This window comes from Sphingobium sp. 15-1, from assembly GCF_013375535.1.
In the GTDB taxonomy this organism is placed as follows: Bacteria; Pseudomonadota; Alphaproteobacteria; order Sphingomonadales; family Sphingomonadaceae; genus Sphingobium; species Sphingobium aromaticivastans.
In genome coordinates this window covers 385,256-404,004 of the sequence record NZ_JABXJG010000001.1, presented here as the reverse complement: position 1 = coordinate 404,004, position 18,749 = coordinate 385,256, and the positions used below count along the sequence as shown (strand labels likewise).

At 65.5% G+C, this 18,749-nt stretch carries 18 protein-coding genes; 12 read left to right on the top strand and 6 right to left on the bottom strand.

Features of this window, described 5'->3' with window-relative positions; all coding sequences use genetic code 11:
* The first annotated feature begins 174 nt into the window (after window positions 1-174).
* Window positions 175-2,961: a TonB-dependent siderophore receptor gene (locus HUK72_RS01820; RefSeq protein ID WP_176595271.1), complete on the top strand. Its 2,787-nt coding sequence runs from the start codon at window positions 175-177 to the stop codon at window positions 2,959-2,961.
* 217 nt (window positions 2,962-3,178) lie between these two features.
* Here HUK72_RS01820 and HUK72_RS01815 read toward each other — a convergent pair whose 3' ends face one another.
* Both HUK72_RS01815 and HUK72_RS01810 read right to left on the bottom strand, forming a co-directional pair.
* Window positions 3,179-3,883 (bottom strand): anti-sigma factor, encoded by a 705-nt coding sequence (locus HUK72_RS01815; protein ID WP_176595270.1) that lies wholly within the window; start codon window positions 3,881-3,883, stop codon window positions 3,179-3,181.
* Window positions 3,880-4,368 (bottom strand): RNA polymerase sigma factor, encoded by a 489-nt coding sequence (locus HUK72_RS01810; protein WP_013846235.1) that lies wholly within the window; start codon window positions 4,366-4,368, stop codon window positions 3,880-3,882. Before HUK72_RS01810 ends, HUK72_RS01815 begins: the two co-directional genes overlap by 4 nt.
* A gap of 92 nt (window positions 4,369-4,460) precedes the next feature.
* Here HUK72_RS01810 and HUK72_RS01805 point away from each other — a divergent pair, with 92 nt between their 5' ends.
* From HUK72_RS01805 to HUK72_RS01795, 3 genes are all read left to right on the top strand, one after another.
* Window positions 4,461-5,756, top strand: coding sequence for a S8 family serine peptidase (locus tag HUK72_RS01805; protein WP_176595269.1), 1,296 nt, complete (start codon window positions 4,461-4,463; stop codon window positions 5,754-5,756).
* A gap of 100 nt (window positions 5,757-5,856) precedes the next feature.
* Window positions 5,857-6,507, top strand: a complete 651-nt coding sequence (locus HUK72_RS01800; RefSeq protein WP_176595268.1) for a hypothetical protein — start codon at window positions 5,857-5,859, stop codon at window positions 6,505-6,507.
* A gap of 284 nt (window positions 6,508-6,791) precedes the next feature.
* Window positions 6,792-7,211 (top strand): hypothetical protein, encoded by a 420-nt coding sequence (locus HUK72_RS01795; RefSeq protein WP_176595267.1) that lies wholly within the window; start codon window positions 6,792-6,794, stop codon window positions 7,209-7,211.
* 86 nt (window positions 7,212-7,297) lie between these two features.
* Here the strand turns inward: HUK72_RS01795 and ctrA are convergent, their stop codons facing one another.
* Window positions 7,298-8,005, bottom strand: a complete 708-nt coding sequence (ctrA, locus tag HUK72_RS01790) for a response regulator transcription factor CtrA (RefSeq protein WP_007688543.1) — start codon at window positions 8,003-8,005, stop codon at window positions 7,298-7,300.
* A gap of 209 nt (window positions 8,006-8,214) precedes the next feature.
* Window positions 8,215-9,108 (bottom strand): LysR family transcriptional regulator, encoded by an 894-nt coding sequence (locus HUK72_RS01785; RefSeq protein WP_176595266.1) that lies wholly within the window; start codon window positions 9,106-9,108, stop codon window positions 8,215-8,217.
* Window positions 9,109-9,228: 120 nt separating this feature from the next.
* Between HUK72_RS01785 and HUK72_RS01780 the strand changes: the two genes are divergently transcribed.
* From HUK72_RS01780 to HUK72_RS01765, 4 genes are all read left to right on the top strand, one after another.
* Entirely contained in the window at window positions 9,229-9,948 is a 720-nt protein-coding gene (locus HUK72_RS01780; RefSeq protein ID WP_176595265.1) for a pirin family protein, read from the top strand.
* Window positions 9,949-10,137: 189 nt separating this feature from the next.
* A complete protein-coding gene (wrbA, locus tag HUK72_RS01775; RefSeq protein WP_176595264.1) occupies window positions 10,138-10,737 on the top strand; it encodes an NAD(P)H:quinone oxidoreductase in 600 nt (199 codons plus the stop codon).
* A 423-nt stretch (window positions 10,738-11,160) separates the two neighbouring features.
* Window positions 11,161-11,616 carry a carboxymuconolactone decarboxylase family protein gene (locus HUK72_RS01770; RefSeq protein ID WP_176597693.1) on the top strand — a complete coding sequence of 152 codons (456 nt, stop codon included), beginning with the start codon at window positions 11,161-11,163 and terminating at the stop codon, window positions 11,614-11,616.
* Window positions 11,616-12,476, top strand: coding sequence for a sigma-70 family RNA polymerase sigma factor (locus HUK72_RS01765; protein ID WP_176595263.1), 861 nt, complete (start codon window positions 11,616-11,618; stop codon window positions 12,474-12,476). Before HUK72_RS01770 ends, HUK72_RS01765 begins: the two co-directional genes overlap by 1 nt.
* A gap of 63 nt (window positions 12,477-12,539) precedes the next feature.
* Here HUK72_RS01765 and HUK72_RS01760 read toward each other — a convergent pair whose 3' ends face one another.
* Window positions 12,540-13,502: an acyltransferase family protein gene (locus HUK72_RS01760; RefSeq protein WP_176595262.1), complete on the bottom strand. Its 963-nt coding sequence runs from the start codon at window positions 13,500-13,502 to the stop codon at window positions 12,540-12,542.
* Between the two features lie 65 nt (window positions 13,503-13,567).
* Here HUK72_RS01760 and HUK72_RS01755 point away from each other — a divergent pair, with 65 nt between their 5' ends.
* The 4 genes from HUK72_RS01755 to HUK72_RS01740 all read left to right on the top strand — a co-directional run bounded on the left by HUK72_RS01755 (window position 13,568) and on the right by HUK72_RS01740 (window position 16,150).
* Window positions 13,568-14,245, top strand: a complete 678-nt coding sequence (locus HUK72_RS01755; protein WP_176595261.1) for an RluA family pseudouridine synthase — start codon at window positions 13,568-13,570, stop codon at window positions 14,243-14,245.
* 3 nt (window positions 14,246-14,248) lie between these two features.
* Window positions 14,249-14,674 (top strand): alternative ribosome rescue aminoacyl-tRNA hydrolase ArfB, encoded by a 426-nt coding sequence (gene arfB / locus HUK72_RS01750; protein ID WP_176595260.1) that lies wholly within the window; start codon window positions 14,249-14,251, stop codon window positions 14,672-14,674.
* Between the two features lie 75 nt (window positions 14,675-14,749).
* On the top strand, window positions 14,750-15,235 hold the full coding sequence (locus HUK72_RS01745) for a GAF domain-containing protein (protein ID WP_176595259.1): 486 nt from the start codon (window positions 14,750-14,752) through the stop codon (window positions 15,233-15,235).
* A gap of 111 nt (window positions 15,236-15,346) precedes the next feature.
* Complete coding sequence (locus tag HUK72_RS01740) at window positions 15,347-16,150, top strand: RcnB family protein (RefSeq protein ID WP_176595258.1); 804 nt, start codon at window positions 15,347-15,349, stop codon at window positions 16,148-16,150.
* A 23-nt stretch (window positions 16,151-16,173) separates the two neighbouring features.
* Here the strand turns inward: HUK72_RS01740 and HUK72_RS01735 are convergent, their stop codons facing one another.
* Window positions 16,174-18,696: an EAL domain-containing protein gene (locus HUK72_RS01735; RefSeq protein WP_176595257.1), complete on the bottom strand. Its 2,523-nt coding sequence runs from the start codon at window positions 18,694-18,696 to the stop codon at window positions 16,174-16,176.
* Window positions 18,697-18,749 lie beyond the last annotated feature (53 nt).

Below are 18,749 nucleotides of genomic sequence, written 5' to 3'. Positions count from 1 at the left end.
GCCGCCGCAGCGCTTTCAATATTATAATAAGAAACTCTCATTTTAAGTGATTTTTCCGATCATCTATCCCCACATCGGATCGTTCCTGTCCGCCGGATAGCGGGTCGGAGCCGTTTCTTCGTTCGATGCAATCGGAACGGCACGATAATGCAGTCCGCCACAGGGGAACAACCGATGCGTATTCGCCATGCACTGGCGGGGTTCGCCCTCGCCACCTGCTTTGTTTCGCCCACGGAGCTTCTGGCGGGCTCCAGGACGGACGCCACTCTGTCGCAACGCCACAAGTTCGACATCGCGCCCCAGCCGCTGAGCAGCGCCCTGCGCCAGCTTTCGACGCAATCGGGCGTACGCATCCTGTTTCCCTATGACGAAGTGGCGGCGATCCGCAGCCGGCGCGTGCAAGGATGGCTATCGACCGAGGACGCGCTGGAAAGGCTGCTCGCCGGAACCGCGCTCAAACATAGCGAGGCAGGCGTCGGCGTCATCGCGCTCGCCATCCCGGCCAACCGGAGCGCGGCCCACCGCCGGCCGCTGGCCGTTCAAGTCGCGCAGGTCGGCCTTGCGGGAGCGACGGCGCCGGTCGCCATGGCGCCGGGCATCGAAGCGGAGGAGGCCGCCGCCCCCATCATCGTCACCGGCACCCGCCAGACCACCCGCACCGTCGCGGAAAGCTTGGCCCCGATCGACGTGCTCAGCGCCAAGGATATGGAAGCCAGCGGCAAGCAGTCGGTCCGCGACCTGCTGGGAACCTTGGTGCCGTCGATCAACGTGTCGAACAGCGGCGCGGGCGCCAGCTTCGCGGTCAAGACGCTGTCGCTGCGCGGGCTTGCGGGGGACCAGTTGCTGGTGCTGGTGAACGGCAAGCGGCGCCACAATACGGCGACCCTGTTCATCAACGGCACGACCCAGAACGGTCAGTCGCCGCCGGACCTGGACCTCATCCCCTCCTCCTCCATCGAACGGATCGAGGTGCTGCGTGACGGGGCGTCCGCCCAATATGGGTCCGATGCGATCGCGGGCGTGGTCAACATCCTGTTGAAAGACGATGCCAGCGGCACCGCCTCCCTGCTGGGCGGGGCCACGGCCGACGGCGGCGGCGAGCAGGGCCGGTTCCAGATCAGCAAGGGCTTCGGCATCGGGGACGGCGGCCATGTGCATTTCACGCTGGACGGCTTCATTCAGGGACGCACCTATCGCAGCGCGCCCAATCCCGGCCAATTCTATGCGCGGGTGGGCCAGCTCTATTCATCGACCACCGGCGCGCTCGATCCGCGCGAAGCGACCGTCGACCGCAACGTCAACAAAGGCGGCCAGCCGCAGGTTTCGGGCATCAACTTCGCCTATGACGCCTCGCTTCCGGTGAACGACGCCGTGGAATTCTACCTGTTCGGCACGGCTTCCCGGCGGCATAGCGATGCTTGGCTGACTTATCGCTTCCCCGATGCGCCGAACAATATCCCGGAACTGTTCCCCAACGGCTATAGCCCCCACCTCCATATCTATGACGAGGATTTCCAGACAGCGGCCGGGCTGCGCGGCGATCTGTCGGACACGTTCCATTACGACCTGTCCAGCAGCTTTTCCCGCAATTGGGTGAAATATCGGGAAAGCTCGGTGGTCAACGCGTCGCTTGGCCCGGCGAGCCCGACCGACATGTATATCGGCTCCGTCACGGCGAAGGAATGGACGACCAATCTCGACTTCCGGAAAACGGTCGAACTGGGCCTGGCCGAACCCCTGCTGGTGGCGCTGGGCGCGGAATATCGATGGAACAGCTACGCCATCGGCGCGGGCGATCCGGAATCCTATGTCGACGGCGGCTACCGGTCGGCCAGCGGCGCCAACGCCGGCGTGCTGCGGACATCCGGATCGCAGGGCGTGACGGGTTTCCCGCTTTCCTCCGCCGGCAAATGGAGCCGCGACAATTGGAGCGCCTATCTGAACCTGGAACAGCAGGTCGTGGAAGGGTTCGAGGTCGCGCTGGCGGGGCGGCATGAGGATTATTCCGATTTCGGCACCACCGACACCGGCAAGGCATCCTTCCGCATCGAGCCAGTGCGCGGCCTGGCGCTGCGCGGCACGGCAAGCACGGGCTTCCGCGCCCCGACGCTGCAACAGCAGCATTATTCCTCCGCCAGCACGATCAACGTGGGCGGCGTGCTGCTGCCTGTATCGGCGCTGCCGGTGGATTCCGCCGCCGCCGTCGCTCTGGGCGCGACGCCGCTCAAGCCGGAAAAGTCGAGGAACCTCTCCGCCGGCATCGTCCTTACGCCGACGGCGCGCCTCAACATCACGGTCGACGCCTATCAGATCAAGATCAAGGACCGCATCCTGCTGTCCGAAACGCTGCAAGGCACGCTGGTGCGCAGCGTGCTGGCGGCGGCGGGGATCACTTCTTCGGCGGGCGGTTTATACTTCTCCAACGCGGCCGATACGCGGACGCGCGGGCTGGACGTGGTCAGCACCTGGCGCGCCGATCTCAGCGATTTCGGCCATGCCGTGTTCAGCCTGTCGGCCAATTTCAACAAGACCGTCTTCACCCATGTGGATGCGGTTCCATCCGTACTGGCCAGTTCCGGGCTGGCGCTGATCGGCCGCTCGAAACAGGGTGACTTCACCAAGGGCACGCCACGCGACAAGTTCATCGCCAATATCCTCTGGACCAAGGGTCCGGCGAGCTTGAACCTGCGCGCAACCCGCTATGGCAGGGTGATGATGGTCCATCCGACCACGCCTTCGCTGGATGCGGAGATCGACCCCAAGATCATCGTCGACGTGGAAGCCGGAGTGGAACTGCGCAAGGGCATCAAGCTGACGGCGGGCGCAAACAATCTGTTCAACAGCTATCCCGATAAATTGCTGCCCGCGCTGCAGGGCAATGGCTTCTCGCTCTACAACCAATATTCGCCCTATGGGACCAGCGGGGGCTTTTATTATGGCCGGTTGAACTTCGAATTTTGATCGGAGAGGATGCGGGGCGGGATTGGGCTGGCCTTGGTGGTGGCAGTTGGTGGCTATTGCCAGCCATTAAGCGCACCGTGCTCCTGCGAAGGCAGGAGCCCAGTTCAAACGGTGCGACGATCCACTGACGGCAGGACTGGGCTCCTGCCTTCGCAGGAGCACGGTGCGCCCCAGACCGAACCTCAATGTCCGCTCTCCACCAAAAACAGCCGCCGTCCTAACGCCACCCCTTATCCTTCGCCGCCTTTTCCTGCGCGGCGTCGAGCGGCGCGCCATCCATCAACGCATCGACCGTCGCCATGACCCGCGCATCGCCGGACGATGCCTGTCGATAGGCCGTCCCCTGCCCTGCGCCCGGCACAAGCTGTTGCACTTGCCAGCCTTCCCCCTCGCGGCAGGCGACGCCGGATACAGCTTGCCCTTCGAAGCTGCGGCACCAGCCGCCGCCCTTGCGCCGGAAGCTGAGGCCGATGCGGATCGGCGCATCATCCTGAGCGGAAGCGAGTTGGCTTTCCAGCGCCGACGCCAGTTCGCCCCGCGCGGCCATGCCATCCTTCCCCACCGCGACCAGCCCGTCCGGCCCGCTCGACCAATGCCCGACGCCCAAACCCAGCAGGAGGCTCGCGGCAATGGCGCCGCCCGTGCCCCAATGCCGCCCCCAATGCCCCCAACGCGGCGCAGGCCGGGAAAGCGGGACGATCTTCGCGCTCTCCGCCAGCAACGCCTGCATTCCGGCGGGCAGCGGCTCCGCCTCGACCGGCGCATAATGACCCGACAGCCTTTCGCGCAGGCGGCGGTGCATCTCCAGACGCTCAGCCAGCGCGGGGTCCTCCGCCACGGCGCGGTCGACGCGCCGCCGCGTCACTTCATCCAGCTCACCGTCGACCCAGGCGATCAGCATGGCTTCATCGATGTCCGTCATGCCGCTTCCCCCAACAGTTCGATCAGCGCGCCGCGCCCGCGCACCAGCCTTGACGTCAGCGTCCCCATCGGAACGCCCAGCACATCGGCCGCTTCCTTGTAGGACAGCCCCTCGACCAGCACGAGCGCGATGGCCTCCCGCTGCTCGTCGGGCAAGGCGTGCATGGCGCGATCCACGTCGGACAGCATGACATGCGCCTCCACATCGCGGTCGCCGGCATGGCCGACATGCTCGCCCGCCTCTTCCGGAGCAAAGGTCCGGGCGGCGCGCTGGCGCGAGCGGCCCTCGTCGATCCAGAGATTGCGCATGATCCGATACATCCAGCTATCCAGTCTCGTCCCCGGTTGCCATTGATCGCGAGCCCGAAGCGCCTTTTCGAGCGCCGCCTGGCAGAGATCGTCCGCATCGGCGCGGTCCCGCGACAGGCTGGCGGCAAAGCGCCGCAGCCGGGGCAGGATCGCCAACAGATCGCTTTCGAACGACATCCGGTCTCCATTTCTGTCCGTCAGGGATGAAACGACCGTCAGCCGCCGTTTCATCCCTGAAGCCCGCATCTTCTATCGGAAATTTTTTTGCGATGAATCATTTTGAAAACGAAAGGACCGGAAAGTGCGCCGGTGGTAGAGAGGTCGAGATGAAATTCGCACGTTCATGGATCGTCGCCGGCCTGCTGCTGACCGCGCCCGGCGCGCAGGCGCAGTTGCTTTCTTCCCCCGGCGGCGCGCTGGGGCAGGTGGGCGGCGTCGTGCCCAATGTGCTGGACCGGGTGGAGGGAACGTTGGACCAGGCGGGCCTCGACCGGCTGTCGCCCGCTCGCCTTGCGGACCGGTTGGCGACGGCGCGGGCGGCGCGGGTCAGCGATCTGCTGCGGCGTCATGCGGACTCGGTGGAGTTGGACGACCGGCGCGAACCGGCGCGGCGCGGCGTCATATTGCTGACCGGCGCGCGGGGGAAGAGCATCGAGGCGCTGCGCACCGCCGGCTATGGGGTGGAGGATGCGGCGGTCGAAGGGCTCGACCTCAGCATCACCCGGTTGACCGTGCCGAAGGGCCGCAGCCTCTCCCGCGCCTTGAGGCAAGTGCGTTCAATCGCCCCGGAAGCGCAGGCCAGCGCCGACAATCTCTATTTCCCCAGCGGCCCCTCCATGGGGATGACGGCCGCCGCGCTGACCGAGGCGGGTCCGGTGCAGGGCAAGGCGGCGGGGCTGATCGATGGCGGCGTGGCGCGTCATCCGGCGCTGAACGGCCCGGTCGAGCAGCAGGGCTTCGCCCGCGGCGCGCCCCGCGCCAGCGCCCATGGTACGGCGGTGGCGTCGCTCATCAGCGGGACGGGCAGCGTGCGCGGCGCGGCGCCGGGCGCGCCGCTGCTGGTGGCGGATGTCTATGGCGACGATCCCGCAGGCGGCGGCGCCTTCGCGATCGCCCGGGCCTTGGGCTGGATGGCAGCGCGGCGGGTGAGCGTGGTGACGGTCAGCCTGGTGGGACCGGACAATCCGCTGCTGGCGGGCGCGATCCGGCTGGCGCGGGACAAGGGCGTGACCGTTGTCGCGGCGGTCGGCAATGACGGACCGGCGGCGCCTCCCGCCTATCCGGCCTCCTATGCCGATGTGATCGCCGTCACCGGCATTGACGGGCGCGGCCGCGTCCTGCCCGAAGCGGGACGGGCGCGCCATGTCGATTTCGCCGCGCCGGGAGCGGACATGAACGCCGCCCGCCCCGATGGCGGCAAGGGCAAGGTGCGGGGCACGTCCTTCGCAGCTCCCCTGGTGACCGGGCGGCTGTTCGTCACAGGCAGCCTTAGCGCCCTGCGCGCAGAGGGGAAACGCGGCGCGGGGCCTGTGGTGATCTGCGGCGAATGCAGAAATATTGACTGAATATCAGTAGCTTGCAGAATTTTTTCGAGGGGTCGGGATTAAATAGGATCGCCCTCCCGTTCTCCTTTCATCGGATCGACAACGAACAAGGAGACGATCGATGAAAGTGAAATTCCTTCTTGCCGCCGCCACTCTTGCCGCCATGACGGCGGTCCCTGCCTCGGCTCAGTTGCTGGGCGGCGGCGGTGGCGGCGCGCTCGGCGGCGGCCTTGGCGGTGCGCTGGGCGGTGTAGGCGGATCGCTGGGCGGCACGCTTGGCGGTTCGGGCGGCATTGGCCTTGACCGCAGCATCGACCTGGAGAATGGCCGCGTGGGCGCTGGCGGTTCGGGCCATGGCAGCGGCAACGGCTCCGCCAGTGGCTCGGTCAGCCGCCACGGCAAGAGCCATAGCGGCAGCGCCTCCGGATCGGCCAATGGATCGGCCAGCGGCAGTCTGACCGCCGACACGCTTGGCACCAGCGACGTGAGCAACGCCGTGGGCAGCGTGCGCGATCAGGCCGCCAGCACGGCCGGCGCGGCGCGGGACCGCGCAAGCGCAACGGCCAGTGCCGCCCATGACCGCGCAGCCAATGCGGCCGGACGGGCCCGGTCGGCTACGGCCAACGCCGCCGGCAGCGCCGCCGGTACGGCAAGCGGCATTGCGAACGGCGCAAATGGCGCAGCTTCGATCGGCGCTGCCGGGCAGCTTTCGGGCAGCGGCCAGGCTTCGGGGTCGGGCAGCTCTTCCTCTTCGGATCAGGCGGACCAATAACATCCTGACGGGGCGCTCCCCCCACCCCACCCGGCTTTCAGCCGACCCACCGCGCCCCACCGCCTGATCGAAAGGCCGGCCCTCCCCATCGGGATGGTCGGCCTTTCCTTTGTCGCTTCGGTCAAAACCGGTTGATTTACGCAGGATAAGATGATCCAACTTCCCATTCCCCGGCAAAGGAGCTAAACTAAAGTTATAGATATTCCTCCGAATAGATGTTCGAGTGGAATGAGGTCGCAATCGGGGTCGTCAGACGCCAAGCAAGGAAAAGTCGCGGGACATTCATGCCCGATTCCGATCCCGAATTTCTGTCGAAGCGCCTATATGAGCGGCAGCGCAGGCTGCTGAAGGCCCGCATGCGCCATCCGCGCCATGGCGAAATCGACATATTGGTCCGCGACGTTTCGGAATTGGGCATTGGCGGGCGATGCGAACTGGATTTGGCGCTGGGGGACAGCGTGGTCATCACCCTACCCGATTGCGCGCCCGCGGAAGGTAGGATCGCCTGGCGCAGAGGGCAGGCCTTTGGCGTGCAGCTTGGCGCTTCGATCGACCCCGCCAATGTGAAAAGCCCCGCCCCCGCCGAAAAGCCGACAGAGTCGTCCTATCGGGTTCCCGCGAATTTCCGGGTCTCCGTCGAGACGAAAAGGCCCGGCTTCAGAACCCGCTCTCCGGGCCTGGGCACGCGTTCCAAATTGGATTGAAGCTTTTCCGGCAATGAAAACGGAAAGGGCCGACCACCCCTTGCGGATCGTCGGCCCTTTCCCTTTTCAAATCGATGTCGGGCGCGTCAGGCGACCTTGGTGGCGAACTCTTCCGCCTCATCCGGATCGCGCAGCACATAGCCGCGGCCCCAGACGGTCTCGATATAATTTTCGCCATTGCAGGCCAGCGCCAGCTTCTTGCGCAGCTTGCAGATAAAGACGTCGATGATCTTGAGTTCAGGTTCGTCCATGCCGCCATAAAGGTGGTTCAGGAACATTTCCTTGGTCAGCGTCGTGCCCTTGCGGAGCGAGAGCAGCTCCAGCATCGCATATTCCTTGCCGGTCAGATGGACGCGGTTGCCGTCCACTTCCACGGTCTTGGCGTCCAAATTCACCGCCAGCTTGCCGGTGCGGATGACGGACTGCGAATGGCCCTTCGACCGGCGGACTACCGCATGGATGCGGGCGATCAGTTCCTCGCGGTGGAACGGCTTGGTCACATAATCGTCGGCGCCGAAGCCGAAGGAGCGGACCTTGCTGTCCATCTCCGCCACGCCGGACAGGATCAGCACCGGGGTCTGGACCTTCGCCGCGCGGAGCTTCTTGAGCACGTCATAGCCGTGCATGTCCGGCAGGTTCAGGTCCAGGCAGATGATGTCGTAGTCGTAGAGCTTGCCGAGGTCGAGACCCTCTTCGCCAAGGTCGGTCGTATAGACGTTGAACCCCTCGGTCGTGAGCATCAGCTCGATCGCCTTGGCGGTTGTCGGTTCGTCTTCGATTAGCAGCACGCGCATGTGAAGCCCCTTTGCGTAGCAGTCCCGTTCACCCCCAGAGAACGGCAGCCGCTCCAATTCATTAACCAAAAAACTTCTGAAGGACAAAGGTTAATTTTTCGCTAACCGGCAGGAATCCACGAGTCGCGTGATTTTGAATCAGTTTGCGATGTTTTGACGTCGAAATGATTCAGATAGAGTCAATATAGATTCGTCTGCGAAACAAGCGTTCAACAGCCATGATGACGGGTCAGAAAATCAAGCACCGCGTCGACCCGCGCGGGCCGCAGGCGGGATGGCGGCGTGACCAGATGAATGCCGAACGGCGGCGGGCGCCAGTCCACCAGAATCTCCTCCAGCTCGCCGGACGCCAACGCGTCCCCAACGATGAAGTCGGGCAGCCGGGCAATACCGACGCCAGCGCGCAAGGCGGGCAGCATCGCCTCCCCGCTGTTGACCGTGATTCGGGCGCGGACCTGCACCACGACATTCTGCTGCCCCGGCCCTGAAAAGCGCCAGACATCGGGTGTCGGCGTGTTGGAATAGCAGAGGCAATCATGGCTGCCGAGGTCGGAGGGATGGGTGGGACGCCCCCGTTCCGCGAGATAGGCCGGGGAAGCGACGACATGCAGCTTGACGTCCGCGAGCCGCCGGGCGCGGAGCGAGCTGTCGGGCATGTCGGCAATGCGGATGGTGGCGTCCAGCCCCATCTCCACCAGGTCGATGCGCGCATCGGACAGGTGCAGGTCGATGTCCACTTGCGGGTTCTGCTTGGTGAACTCGGCCATCAGCGGCGCGACGCGGAGCAGGCCGAAGGTCATCGGCGCGCCCAGGCGCACCGTGCCGGAAAGTTCCGCCGTTTCGTCCCGCGCCGCCTCCTCAGCCGCCTGTCCTTCGGAGAGGATGCGCGCGGCATGATCCGCCAGCCGCTTACCGCTTTCGGTGAGCGCCAGGCGGCGGCTGGTGCGGCTGAACAGGCTGGTGTCGAGATGCTGCTCCAGCCGGGACACGGCCTTGGACACGGTAGCCTTGGAAACGCTCAGCGCCTTGGCGGCGTCGGTGAAACTGCGATGCTCGACCACGGCGGCGAACATCGCCCAGGCCTCGAAATCGGGAAGACGCATAAGGAAACAATCCGTTTCAATGCTGCTTATTCAAGAAACGATCCTGATCGCTAGATTATCGGAAAGCAAGCCGGAAGCGCCCGTTTGGGAAGCGGACGGCAACATTCGAAAGGCAAGCATATGAGCACGACCGTCGGGAGCCGCATCGAGCGCCGCCCCTTCGCCTCGCTCGGCCATGCCGACCATGGCTGGCTGAATGCGCGGCATCATTTTTCCTTCGCGGACTATCATGATCCCGCCCGCATGCACTGGGGCGCGATCCGGGTGTGGAACGACGATGAAATCGGCCCGCGCTCCGGCTTTCCGCCGCATCCCCATGCGGACATGGAAATCATCACCTATGTCCGCAAGGGCGCGATCACCCATCAGGACAGCCTGGGCAACAAGGGCCGCACCGAGGCCGGCGACGTCCAGGTGATGAGCGCGGGCACCGGCATCCGCCACGCCGAATATAATCTGGAGGACGAGACGACGACGCTCTTCCAGATCTGGGTCATTCCGCGCAGCCGGGGCGGGCAACCAAGCTGGGGCGCCAAGCCTTTCCCCAAGGGCGACCGGTCCGGCAAGCTGGTGGTGCTGGCCAGCGGCCAGGACGATGACAAGGAAGCGCTGCGAATCCGCGCCGATGCCCGCCTGTTGGGCGGCACGGTCAAGGCGGGCGATAGCGTGACCTATGACAGCGCGGAAAGGCGTCACCTCTATCTGGTCCCGGCAACCGGCCGGATCGAGATTGATGGCCAGATTTTCGAGGCGCGGGATGGCGCCGCGATCATCGGCGGCGCGCCCATCACCATCAAGGCCATCGAGGACGCCGAAATCGTCCTGGTGGACAGCGAATAGGCATTTTTCCGGTCAGGCGGCCACGCCGACGACCTTAAGAATGCCGCGACAGGAAATCCGGACCGTCCTTCTCCCCCCTCCCCCTTGGACGGGCCGAAAGGCCGCCCGCGCAACCTCCCCCCTCGCGCGGGCGGCCAGACTTTTCGAAACCTTTTTACGATCAATGCATTAGACGAAATGGAGACACTCATGGCGAAGGTTCTGGTTCTCTACTATTCCTCCTACGGCCACATCGAAACGATGGCGAAGGCCGTGGCCGAAGGCGCCGCTTCGACAGGCGCGCAGGTCGACATCAAGCGCGTGCCCGAAACCGCGCCGCTGGAAGTCGCGAAGGCCGCGCATTTCAAGCTGGATCAGGAAGCGCCGGTCGCGACCGTTGCCGATCTGGCCGACTATGACGCGATCATCATCGGCACCGGCACGCGCTTTGGCCGCATGTCGAGCCAGATGGCGGCGTTTCTCGATCAGGCGGGCGGCCTCTGGGCCCGCGGCGCGCTGAACGGCAAGGTGGGCGGGGCTTTCACCTCGACTGCCAGCCAGCATGGCGGCCAGGAAACCACGCTTTTCTCGATCATCACCAACCTGCTGCATTTCGGTCTGGTGATCGTCGGCCTGGACTATGGCTTTGCCGGGCAGATGGGCGTGGACAAGGTGCGCGGCGGGTCGCCCTATGGCGCGACCACGCTGGCGGACAGCGACGGCAGCCGCCAGCCGGGCGAGGAAGAACTGGAAGGTGCGCGCTATCAGGGCCGCCGGATCGCGGAAACGGCGCTGAAGCTGCACGGATAAGCCGTTGCCGCGCCGTCTGGTTTTTGTTTGAGGCAATTTCCCATCGCTTCAGGCGACACGGTTGTTGAGAGCCTTGGGTCGCAAGGCATCAACGCCAGCGGGGAGCCGGCGCATCGGACTGCGCGTCGGCTCCCTTCTTTTTTGGCGCCAAGCGGGGCGGATGGCTGTGGTTTTTGGCCGATAGCTGCCGTTCAGCGATACGTGCTCCTGCGAAGGCAGGAGCCCAGTTCAGGCGATGCGCTGATCCACCGAGGGCCGGACTGGGCTCCTGCCTTCGCAGGAGCACGGTGCGCTTCAAGGAAAGCGGAACGTCCGTTCCCCACCCCTTTTCTGCCAAACACGCAAAATTTTTTCACCACCCATGTCACAGCCACCAACCCTGTCTCGTCATGTCGGCACAACCCAGGAAGAAAGGTGCTGACCATGACTGCCAAGCTCGATCCCTTCGCCGCCGCGCCTCAGCTCATGAAGAGCTGGTTCACCACCTCCAACGCCGTCAACGCCAGCCTTGAGCCGAGCCTCATCGAACTGGTGAAGATCCGCGCATCGCAGATCAACCAGTGCGCCAACTGCATCAACATGCATACGGCCGACGCCCGCGCCCAGGGCGAAACGGAACAGCGCATCTACCTGCTGTCGGCCTGGCGCGAGGCGCCCTGCTATACCCCCCGCGAACGGGCCGCGCTGGAATGGACGGAGGCCTTGACGCGCCTGTCCGAAGGGCACAGGCATGACGCGGCCCATGCGGCGCTCGCCGCCGAATTTTCGGAGGAGGAACAGGTGAAACTGACCCTGATGATCAACGTCATCAACGGCTGGAACCGCATCGCGGTGGGTTTCGGCCTCTGGTACGAAACCCCGGCCAAGGCCGCCGCCTGATGGCGCAGGGGACGCATCCGGACGCGGCGGCGAGCTTCGACCCGCTGCGTCCCCGCCTCATTCGCGTCGCCTATCGCATGCTGGGGTCCGTCGCGGATGCCGAGGATGCGGTGCAGGAAGCCTTCATCCGCTGGATGGGCACGGACCGCGAAACCGTGCGCGAGCCGGAGGCCTTCCTGCGGCGCACGGTGACGCGGCTGTGCCTCGATCAGCTCAAATCGGCGCGGCATCGGCGCGAAACCTATATCGGGCCTTGGCTGCCCGATCCGCTGGTCGAGGATGATGGGGAAGAGGAGGATGTGACGCTGCCGCTGATGCTGGCGCTGGAGCGGCTGTCGCCTCTGGAGCGCGCGGCTTTCCTGCTGCATGATGTGTTCGGCGTCGGCTTTGAGGAGATCGCGGCGACCGTCGATCGCGATCCGGCCGCCTGCCGGCAATTGGCCGCCCGGGCGCGAACGCATGTGCGGGAGGCGCGGCCGCGCTACAAGCTTGAAAAGCAGCGCGGGCTGGAAATCGCCAGCGCCTTTTTCGCGGCTTCGCGGAGCGGCGACATGACGGCGCTCGGCGCGATGCTGGCGCAGGATGTCAGCCTGCATAGCGATGGCGGCGGCAAGCGGCCGGCGGCGGTGGTTCCGGTGCTGGGCATCGCCCAGGTCATGCAGGTGCACAAGGCGCTGGCGGTGCTGTTCGGCAAATATGGCTCGACGCTGGTGCGCGTGGGGCTGATCAACGGGCTGCCCGGCTTTGTAACGCGGGAGGCGGATGGCGAGTTGCAGACGACCGCGCTCGAAATAGAGGATGGACGCGTTAGCGGCATTTACGTGATGCGCAATCCCGACAAACTGCGGCATCTGCATTGAGATCGGGCATGGAGATTTGTCGGGGCCATCCACTGCATGCATGATGTGTGGGATTTGACAGCCCTAGAGAAAAATCCGCCGCGCGCCTGGCACGGATCGGATCAGATAATAGGCCGCAAGCGGCACCAGCAGTGCCTGCATCAGCAACCACGGCTTGCTCAGATAGGGCGAGAGATAGTGGATCACCGCGACATGCAGATACATGATGACCAGTGACGCCCGGCCGACCGCCGCTATCCAACCACTGAAAGGCGCGATCCGCACCGAGAAGCGGAACAGCAGGAAACAGGTCGCCACCGCCGATCCGATGGAGAGCAACGGCCAGCCATAATCCGCCGCCTTCATATTGAGCGTCGGCAGCAGCGCCATCAGCCCCGCGAGCGACAGCAGAGCCAGCGGCACGACCATCCAGTTCCGCCATGTCACGAGCTGCCAGGCCGCGCCGATCCAGAGCAGGACCAGCGCCATCGGCACGGTAATCACCCCCAGGGGCGACAGGCCAGTGACCTTGCCCACCCCATAGGCGACCGCCAAACAAGGCAACATCGCCCAAGCCCAGCGCCGGTCGAGCGGGTCGGGCCAGCGCGCCAGCCCCATATTGAACAATATCCGCGCCATCATCAGGCAGGGCACGAACCAGAAGATGGTGAACGGCCCGCGCAGCCAGGAGCCGCCCAGCAGGATCGGCAGGACATCGCTCGGCCAGTCGTGAAAGATCGGCCGCCCGCCCTTCATCGCCTCGATGATCTGGTCGGCCACGACCAGCAGGATCAGGAAAGCCGCATAGGGCCGCATCTGCGACGCCCATTGCCGCCGGGCGAAGCGCGCCGCCGGCTGCGGGCGCGACAACAGGCCCGACAGCAGGAAGAATAGCGGCATGTGGAAGCTGTACATCGCATCGCGTAGCCCCCCGCGCGTCCACACATGGCCTATGACCACGGCAATGATACCGATGCCGCGCGCGACATCGATCCACTCCAGCCTTCCCCCGCCCGGCGGGTGCGGCTCATGCCCCCTATTCTCCATAAGCACGACGCCCTATAGGAAGCCGCACGCGCGTCAATCGCTCCCCTTCATTCACGGAAACGCCTTTGTCCCTGCTTCACGATCGAGTCCTGTTCATCGATGGCGAGGCCATCATCCTCGACAAGCCCGCTGGCCTGCCGGTCGACGCGCCGCGTGACGGGTCCCTCGCGCTGGAAAACCATCTCTCCTCGCTGACCTTCGGCTTCCAGCGCTGGCCATTACCGGTGCACAGGCTTGACCGGGACACCAGCGGCTGCCTGCTGCTGGCCCGCAATCCCAAGGCGCACAAGCGCTTCGCCGCCGCGTTCGAGGCGGGAACCGTCACCAAGCGCTATGTCGCGGTCGTGGACGGCATCCCGGCGGAGGACAGCGGCACCATCGAACTCGCACTCAAGAAGATCAGCACGCAGGCACAGGGCTGGCGCATGATCCCGGCCAAGGCGGGCAAGGCAGCGGTCACCGAATGGCGCAAGATCGCAGAGAAGGACGGCCGGTCGCTGATCGTCTTCACCCCACGCACTGGACGGACCCACCAGATTCGCACCCATGCGCTGCATGGCCTGGGCTTCGGCATCGTGGGCGATCCGGTCTATGGGACCGGCGATGGCCCGATGCTGCTCCACAGCCGGTTCCTCAGCATTCCACGCGGCGAGAAAGCGCCTGCGGAAGCGACGGCACCGCTGCCGGAGACCTTCGCGGCGGCGGGTTTCGGGCAGGAACTGCTCGAACAGGTGGGGCTATAGGATTTGACGCTTATCCCCGTCACCCGGTCGATCGCCATCGACACTGACGAGCTTTCGGAGACATTCGTCCGCTCGACCGGCGCGGGGGGCCAGCATGTCAACACCACCGACAGCGCCGTGCAATTGCGCTTCGACGTGGCGAACAGCCCGTCGCTGCCCGAAGCGGTGAAGCACCGGCTGGCGGCGATCGCCGGGCGGCGGATGACGGCGGAAGGCGTGCTGATCCTGCGTTCCGAAGGCTCCCGGTCCCAGCTCCTGAACCGGCAGGAAGTGGTGGAGCGGCTGGTCGAGCTGATCCGGGAGGCGACCATCGTCCCCAAGGCGCGCAAGGCGACCAAGCCCGGCAAAGCCGCCAAGGCCCGCCGCGTCGATGCGAAGAAGGCGCGCAGTTCGGTGAAGGCCGGGCGCGGCAAGGTTCGGCTGGATTGATACGGGCGGCGCGGATCATGCCTCCCTTCCACCGGGACACTGGCCGACGCGCCCGACACCCCCTATATCCCGGCCATGTTCGATTTCGCTCCCCCGGCCGACGCCGACAAAGCCACGCTCTATGACGACCTGCTCTCCGCCGCCGACGCGCTGACGGCGGACGAACCCGACGCCATCGCCAATATGGCCAATGTCTCGGCGCTCATCTGGCAATTCCTGCCGGACCTCAACTGGGCGGGCTTTTATCGGATGGTTGGGGATGGACTGGTCCTCGGCCCTTTTCAGGGCAAGGCGGCCTGCATCCGCATTCCGCTGGGCAAGGGGGTATGCGGCGCGGCGGCGGCCAGCGGCGAGACGCAGGTGGTCGAGGATGTCCACGCCTTCCCCGGCCATATCGCCTGCGATGCGGCCAGCGCTTCGGAGATCGTCGTGCCGGTGATCGCGGGCGGCCGGATCGTCGCGGTGCTCGACCTCGACAGCCCGGTCGCCGCGCGGTTCGACGATGCCGACAAGGCCGGACTGGAGGCGCTGATCGCCCGGATCGGATCGCGGCTGGGCTGAACAGGCTCTGCCCCGTTTCGGGACAAGGACAAGGCCGCCAACGCGTGGATCGCCGCGTCCCATCATGCTAAACAAGCCGTTAACAAATCAGCCGAAAACGGGGTTTCGAGCATGCATATCCGGAGCATCATCCTGGCGGGGGCCTGCCTGACGATCGGGATGACGACACCTGTTTTCGCACACGGTCCCGTGATGAAAGGCGGCACGGCGCGGCCGGCGCAGAATTGGGGGACGGCCGTTCACCGCTGGGGCCCTCGCTATAGCGGCCGCTGGTATGCGGGCTGGCACGCGCCCGGCGGCTGGGCCGCCTATCGCCGGCCGGTCGTCGGCTATGTGCTGCCCCGCTACTGGATCAGCCCTGCTTATTATATCCGCAATTATGGCGCTTACAGCCTACCCGCGCCGGCCAGCGGCTATGGCTGGTCGCGCTATTATGACGATGCGGTGATGACCGATCGCGCCGGCCGCGTGCGCGACTATCGCAGCGATGTCGAGTGGGGGGATCAGGGCGGTGACGGCCCGCCCCCGCCCGGCCTGCGCTATGACGACGAAGTAACGGCGCCTGAAGGCCCGCCTTCGCCGCCGCTGGGCTACGAAGGCCGCTGGAGCGGCACCTGGCGCGACAAGGACGGCAAGACCTATAGCGGCGATTATGAAGGCCGCTTCGAAGGTCAGGTGAGCCGCGGCCCCGGCGTCGATTTCGACCCGCCGCCCTATGCCGCCGCGCCGCATCCGATGAGCCGCCCTGCCGCTCCGGGCGAACCGGTGGTCACGACGACACAGACTCCCGGCTTCCTATCGGGCGGCTATTATTATCCGGGCACCACCACCACGACCGTGGTGATCCAACCCGCTGTCACGACCACCCGCACCTATGTGACCGAGGTTCCCGCGCGAAGGCGAAAGGCGCGCTAGCGTTTTCCTGAGTAGGTAAAACCTTACGCGGCCTGCGAGCGCACCGCCGCCCAGGGCCGCGGCCGGCCCATCAGATAGCCCTGACCGATGGTGCAGCCGCGCGCGATCAGCAGGTCGACCTGCCCCGGCGTCTCCACGCCTTCGGCCACGACCTCCATGCCCAGGCTGCTGCCCAGCTTCACGATGGCGTCGACGATGACGGCGTCCCCCGCATCCTGTTCGATATTGTTGATGAAACTGCGATCGATCTTCAGCACGTCGACGGGATATTGCTTCAAATGGCTGAGCGACGCGTAACCGGTGCCGAAATCGTCCAGCGCGATCCGCACCCCCGCCGCGGACAGGCGATGCAGGGCGCGCTCCACCTGCTCCGCGCCACGGCCCAGGAACACCGTCTCCGTCACTTCGACCTCGAACCGCTGCGGCGGGATGGCGCAACGCGCGAGATGGTCGAGGACATAGCCGGCAAAGTCATGCTGCATGAAATCGGCGGCCGAAGCGTTGATGGCGACGCGGCCCGGATCATAGCCCGCCCTGAGCCAGCGATCGACGTCGCGGACCACCTTGGCCAGCATCTTTTCCGTGAGTTCGACGGCGATTTCCGCATTGTCGAACGCCGCGGCGATGCTGTCGGGCGCATGGACGCCGGTGCGGGGATGCTGCCAACGCAAAAGCGCTTCATAACCCAATATCCGGCCCGTCTTCATATCGGACTTGGGCTGATAATAGGGCACCACCAGATCGTCCGCTATGGCCTGCCGCGCCATGTGGATCATCGAACTGCGCTGCTGCGCTTCGGCGCGCAGTTGCGACTGGAAGAGCGTCAACCGGCCCCGTCCCGATGATTTCGATGCGTAAAGCGCCAGGTCCGCCGCCTTCAGCAATTCGGCCGCGTCATTGCCATGTTCGCCAAATACGGCGCCGCCCATGCTGATGCCGTAATCAAGCGAGCGGCCATTATGGACATAGGGCGCGCGCACGCCGCCCAGCAATTCGGCGCTCCATTCCGCCAGCGCCGCGCAACTGGCCAGCGACGGCGCGATCATGCCGAACTCGTCGCCGCCCAGCCGCCCGACCATGGCGTCAGCCGGCGCGCAAGAGGCGAACCGTTGGGCGAAACCGCAAAGCAGCGCATCGCCCGCATCATGGCCCAGCATGTCGTTGGTCCGTTTCAGATCGTCTATATCGACCAGGATCAGGCCAAAGCTCTCGCCCGTCCGGCGAGCCTGCTCCGTCATGTCGTCCAGCGTCGCCTGCCACAGCGCGCGATTGGGCATGCGGGTCATCGGATCATGAGTCGCGGCCCAGCGGATACGTTCCTCGCTGCTCCTCTCCTCCGTGACGTCCTGGAAGGTGACGATGACGCGCAGCGGCCGGCCGGAATCCGAAAAACTGCTCCATCCGACGCTTTTGATCCAACGCAGGGCGCCGGTATCGGCCCTGTATACCCGGAGCGTCGCCTCGAAATGCGGCGGCATGCGATCGCTTGCCACGGCGTCGAGCATCGCGGCCAGGCGGGACCGGTCCTCCGGATGCACCAGCCTTAGCGCCAGTTCGCTGGTCGCCGGTTCGGTATCGGACAGGCCCAGCATCGAGCGGAACTCCCGCGACCATGTCCGCGTGCCCGCGACCGCGTCGAAATCCCAAATGCCCAGGCGCGCCGACTGCACCGCCAGGCGGAACCGTTCCTCGCTGTCCGCCAGTTCACGCTGCGCCAGCTTCTGCGCGTGAATATCCTCCAGCGTGCCGTACCAGCGCACGATCCGGCCCTTCGCGTCCCGTCGCGCCGACGCCCGCGAGCGCATCCAGCGATAGCTGCCGTCGGCCAGACGCAGCCGATAGTCCACATCCACCGGGTCGCCCGAGCGCAGCCTTTTCGACCAGATCGCCATCGTCCGTTCGACATCGTCGGGGTGCAGCGCATCGATCCATCCAACGCCCTGCGCCTGGACCGGGGCCATGCCGGTCAAATCCTGCCAACGCGGCCCGATTTCCTCGATCGCACCGTTGGGCGCGGCGGTCCAGGGCACCTGGGGGTTGAGTTCGACCGACCAGCGATAATGCTGCCGGCTTTCCGCCAGCGCATCGGCCAAGGCCCGGCGATCCCGGTCATGGCGCTCGTCAATATCCTCTAGCGTGCCGTACCAGAGCGGCGCCTCGTCCGGCTCCATGACCAGCGTCATGCGCACGATCCCCGATCTGGTCTCCCCCGACACGGTACGCATCCGGACGGGAATCGGGCCGGGCCTGGACGATTGCTTCGCCGCGTCGGCCAGCGCCTTGCAGTCGCGCCGGTCCAGCATGGCGCGCCAGCTATTGCCCGTCATGTCGGAGTAAAAATGGCGCGCGAATAGCTCCGAGGCGATCTCCCGCGACAAGACGCGCCCGCGAGAATCCGCGATCCAGCGAATCAGCGGCGGCGAGACGCGCTGAAAGACCGGAGAGAAGAGCAATTCGTTGCGGTAATGAAACGCATCCCATTCCAGCCCGTCCTGAGCCAGTTCGGAAGCAAATCCGCCAAATCTGCGATCAGCAAAACGGTCCATCTACCGGCCCTGATCCATCGCTGTTCCTGCCATCCATCCGAATGCAGTAGCGT

Bases quoted from the DNA above. Each gene is read 5' to 3' on its own strand.
- HUK72_RS01820 (WP_176595271.1), top strand. From the start codon at position 175: ATGCGTATTCGCCATGCACTGGCGGGGTTCGCCCTCGCCACCTGCTTT.
- HUK72_RS01815 (WP_176595270.1), bottom strand. From the start codon at position 3,883: ATGACGGACATCGATGAAGCCATGCTGATCGCCTGGGTCGACGGTGAG.
- HUK72_RS01810 (WP_013846235.1), bottom strand. From the start codon at position 4,368: ATGTCGTTCGAAAGCGATCTGTTGGCGATCCTGCCCCGGCTGCGGCGC.
- HUK72_RS01805 (WP_176595269.1), top strand. From the start codon at position 4,461: ATGAATCATTTTGAAAACGAAAGGACCGGAAAGTGCGCCGGTGGTAGA.
- HUK72_RS01800 (WP_176595268.1), top strand. From the start codon at position 5,857: ATGAAAGTGAAATTCCTTCTTGCCGCCGCCACTCTTGCCGCCATGACG.
- HUK72_RS01795 (WP_176595267.1), top strand. From the start codon at position 6,792: ATGCCCGATTCCGATCCCGAATTTCTGTCGAAGCGCCTATATGAGCGG.
- ctrA (WP_007688543.1), bottom strand. From the start codon at position 8,005: ATGCGCGTGCTGCTAATCGAAGACGAACCGACAACCGCCAAGGCGATC.
- HUK72_RS01785 (WP_176595266.1), bottom strand. From the start codon at position 9,108: ATGCGTCTTCCCGATTTCGAGGCCTGGGCGATGTTCGCCGCCGTGGTC.
- HUK72_RS01780 (WP_176595265.1), top strand. From the start codon at position 9,229: ATGAGCACGACCGTCGGGAGCCGCATCGAGCGCCGCCCCTTCGCCTCG.
- wrbA (WP_176595264.1), top strand. From the start codon at position 10,138: ATGGCGAAGGTTCTGGTTCTCTACTATTCCTCCTACGGCCACATCGAA.
- HUK72_RS01770 (WP_176597693.1), top strand. From the start codon at position 11,161: ATGACTGCCAAGCTCGATCCCTTCGCCGCCGCGCCTCAGCTCATGAAG.
- HUK72_RS01765 (WP_176595263.1), top strand. From the start codon at position 11,616: ATGGCGCAGGGGACGCATCCGGACGCGGCGGCGAGCTTCGACCCGCTG.
- HUK72_RS01760 (WP_176595262.1), bottom strand. From the start codon at position 13,502: ATGGAGAATAGGGGGCATGAGCCGCACCCGCCGGGCGGGGGAAGGCTG.
- HUK72_RS01745 (WP_176595259.1), top strand. From the start codon at position 14,750: ATGTTCGATTTCGCTCCCCCGGCCGACGCCGACAAAGCCACGCTCTAT.
- HUK72_RS01740 (WP_176595258.1), top strand. From the start codon at position 15,347: ATGCATATCCGGAGCATCATCCTGGCGGGGGCCTGCCTGACGATCGGG.
- HUK72_RS01735 (WP_176595257.1), bottom strand. From the start codon at position 18,696: ATGGACCGTTTTGCTGATCGCAGATTTGGCGGATTTGCTTCCGAACTG.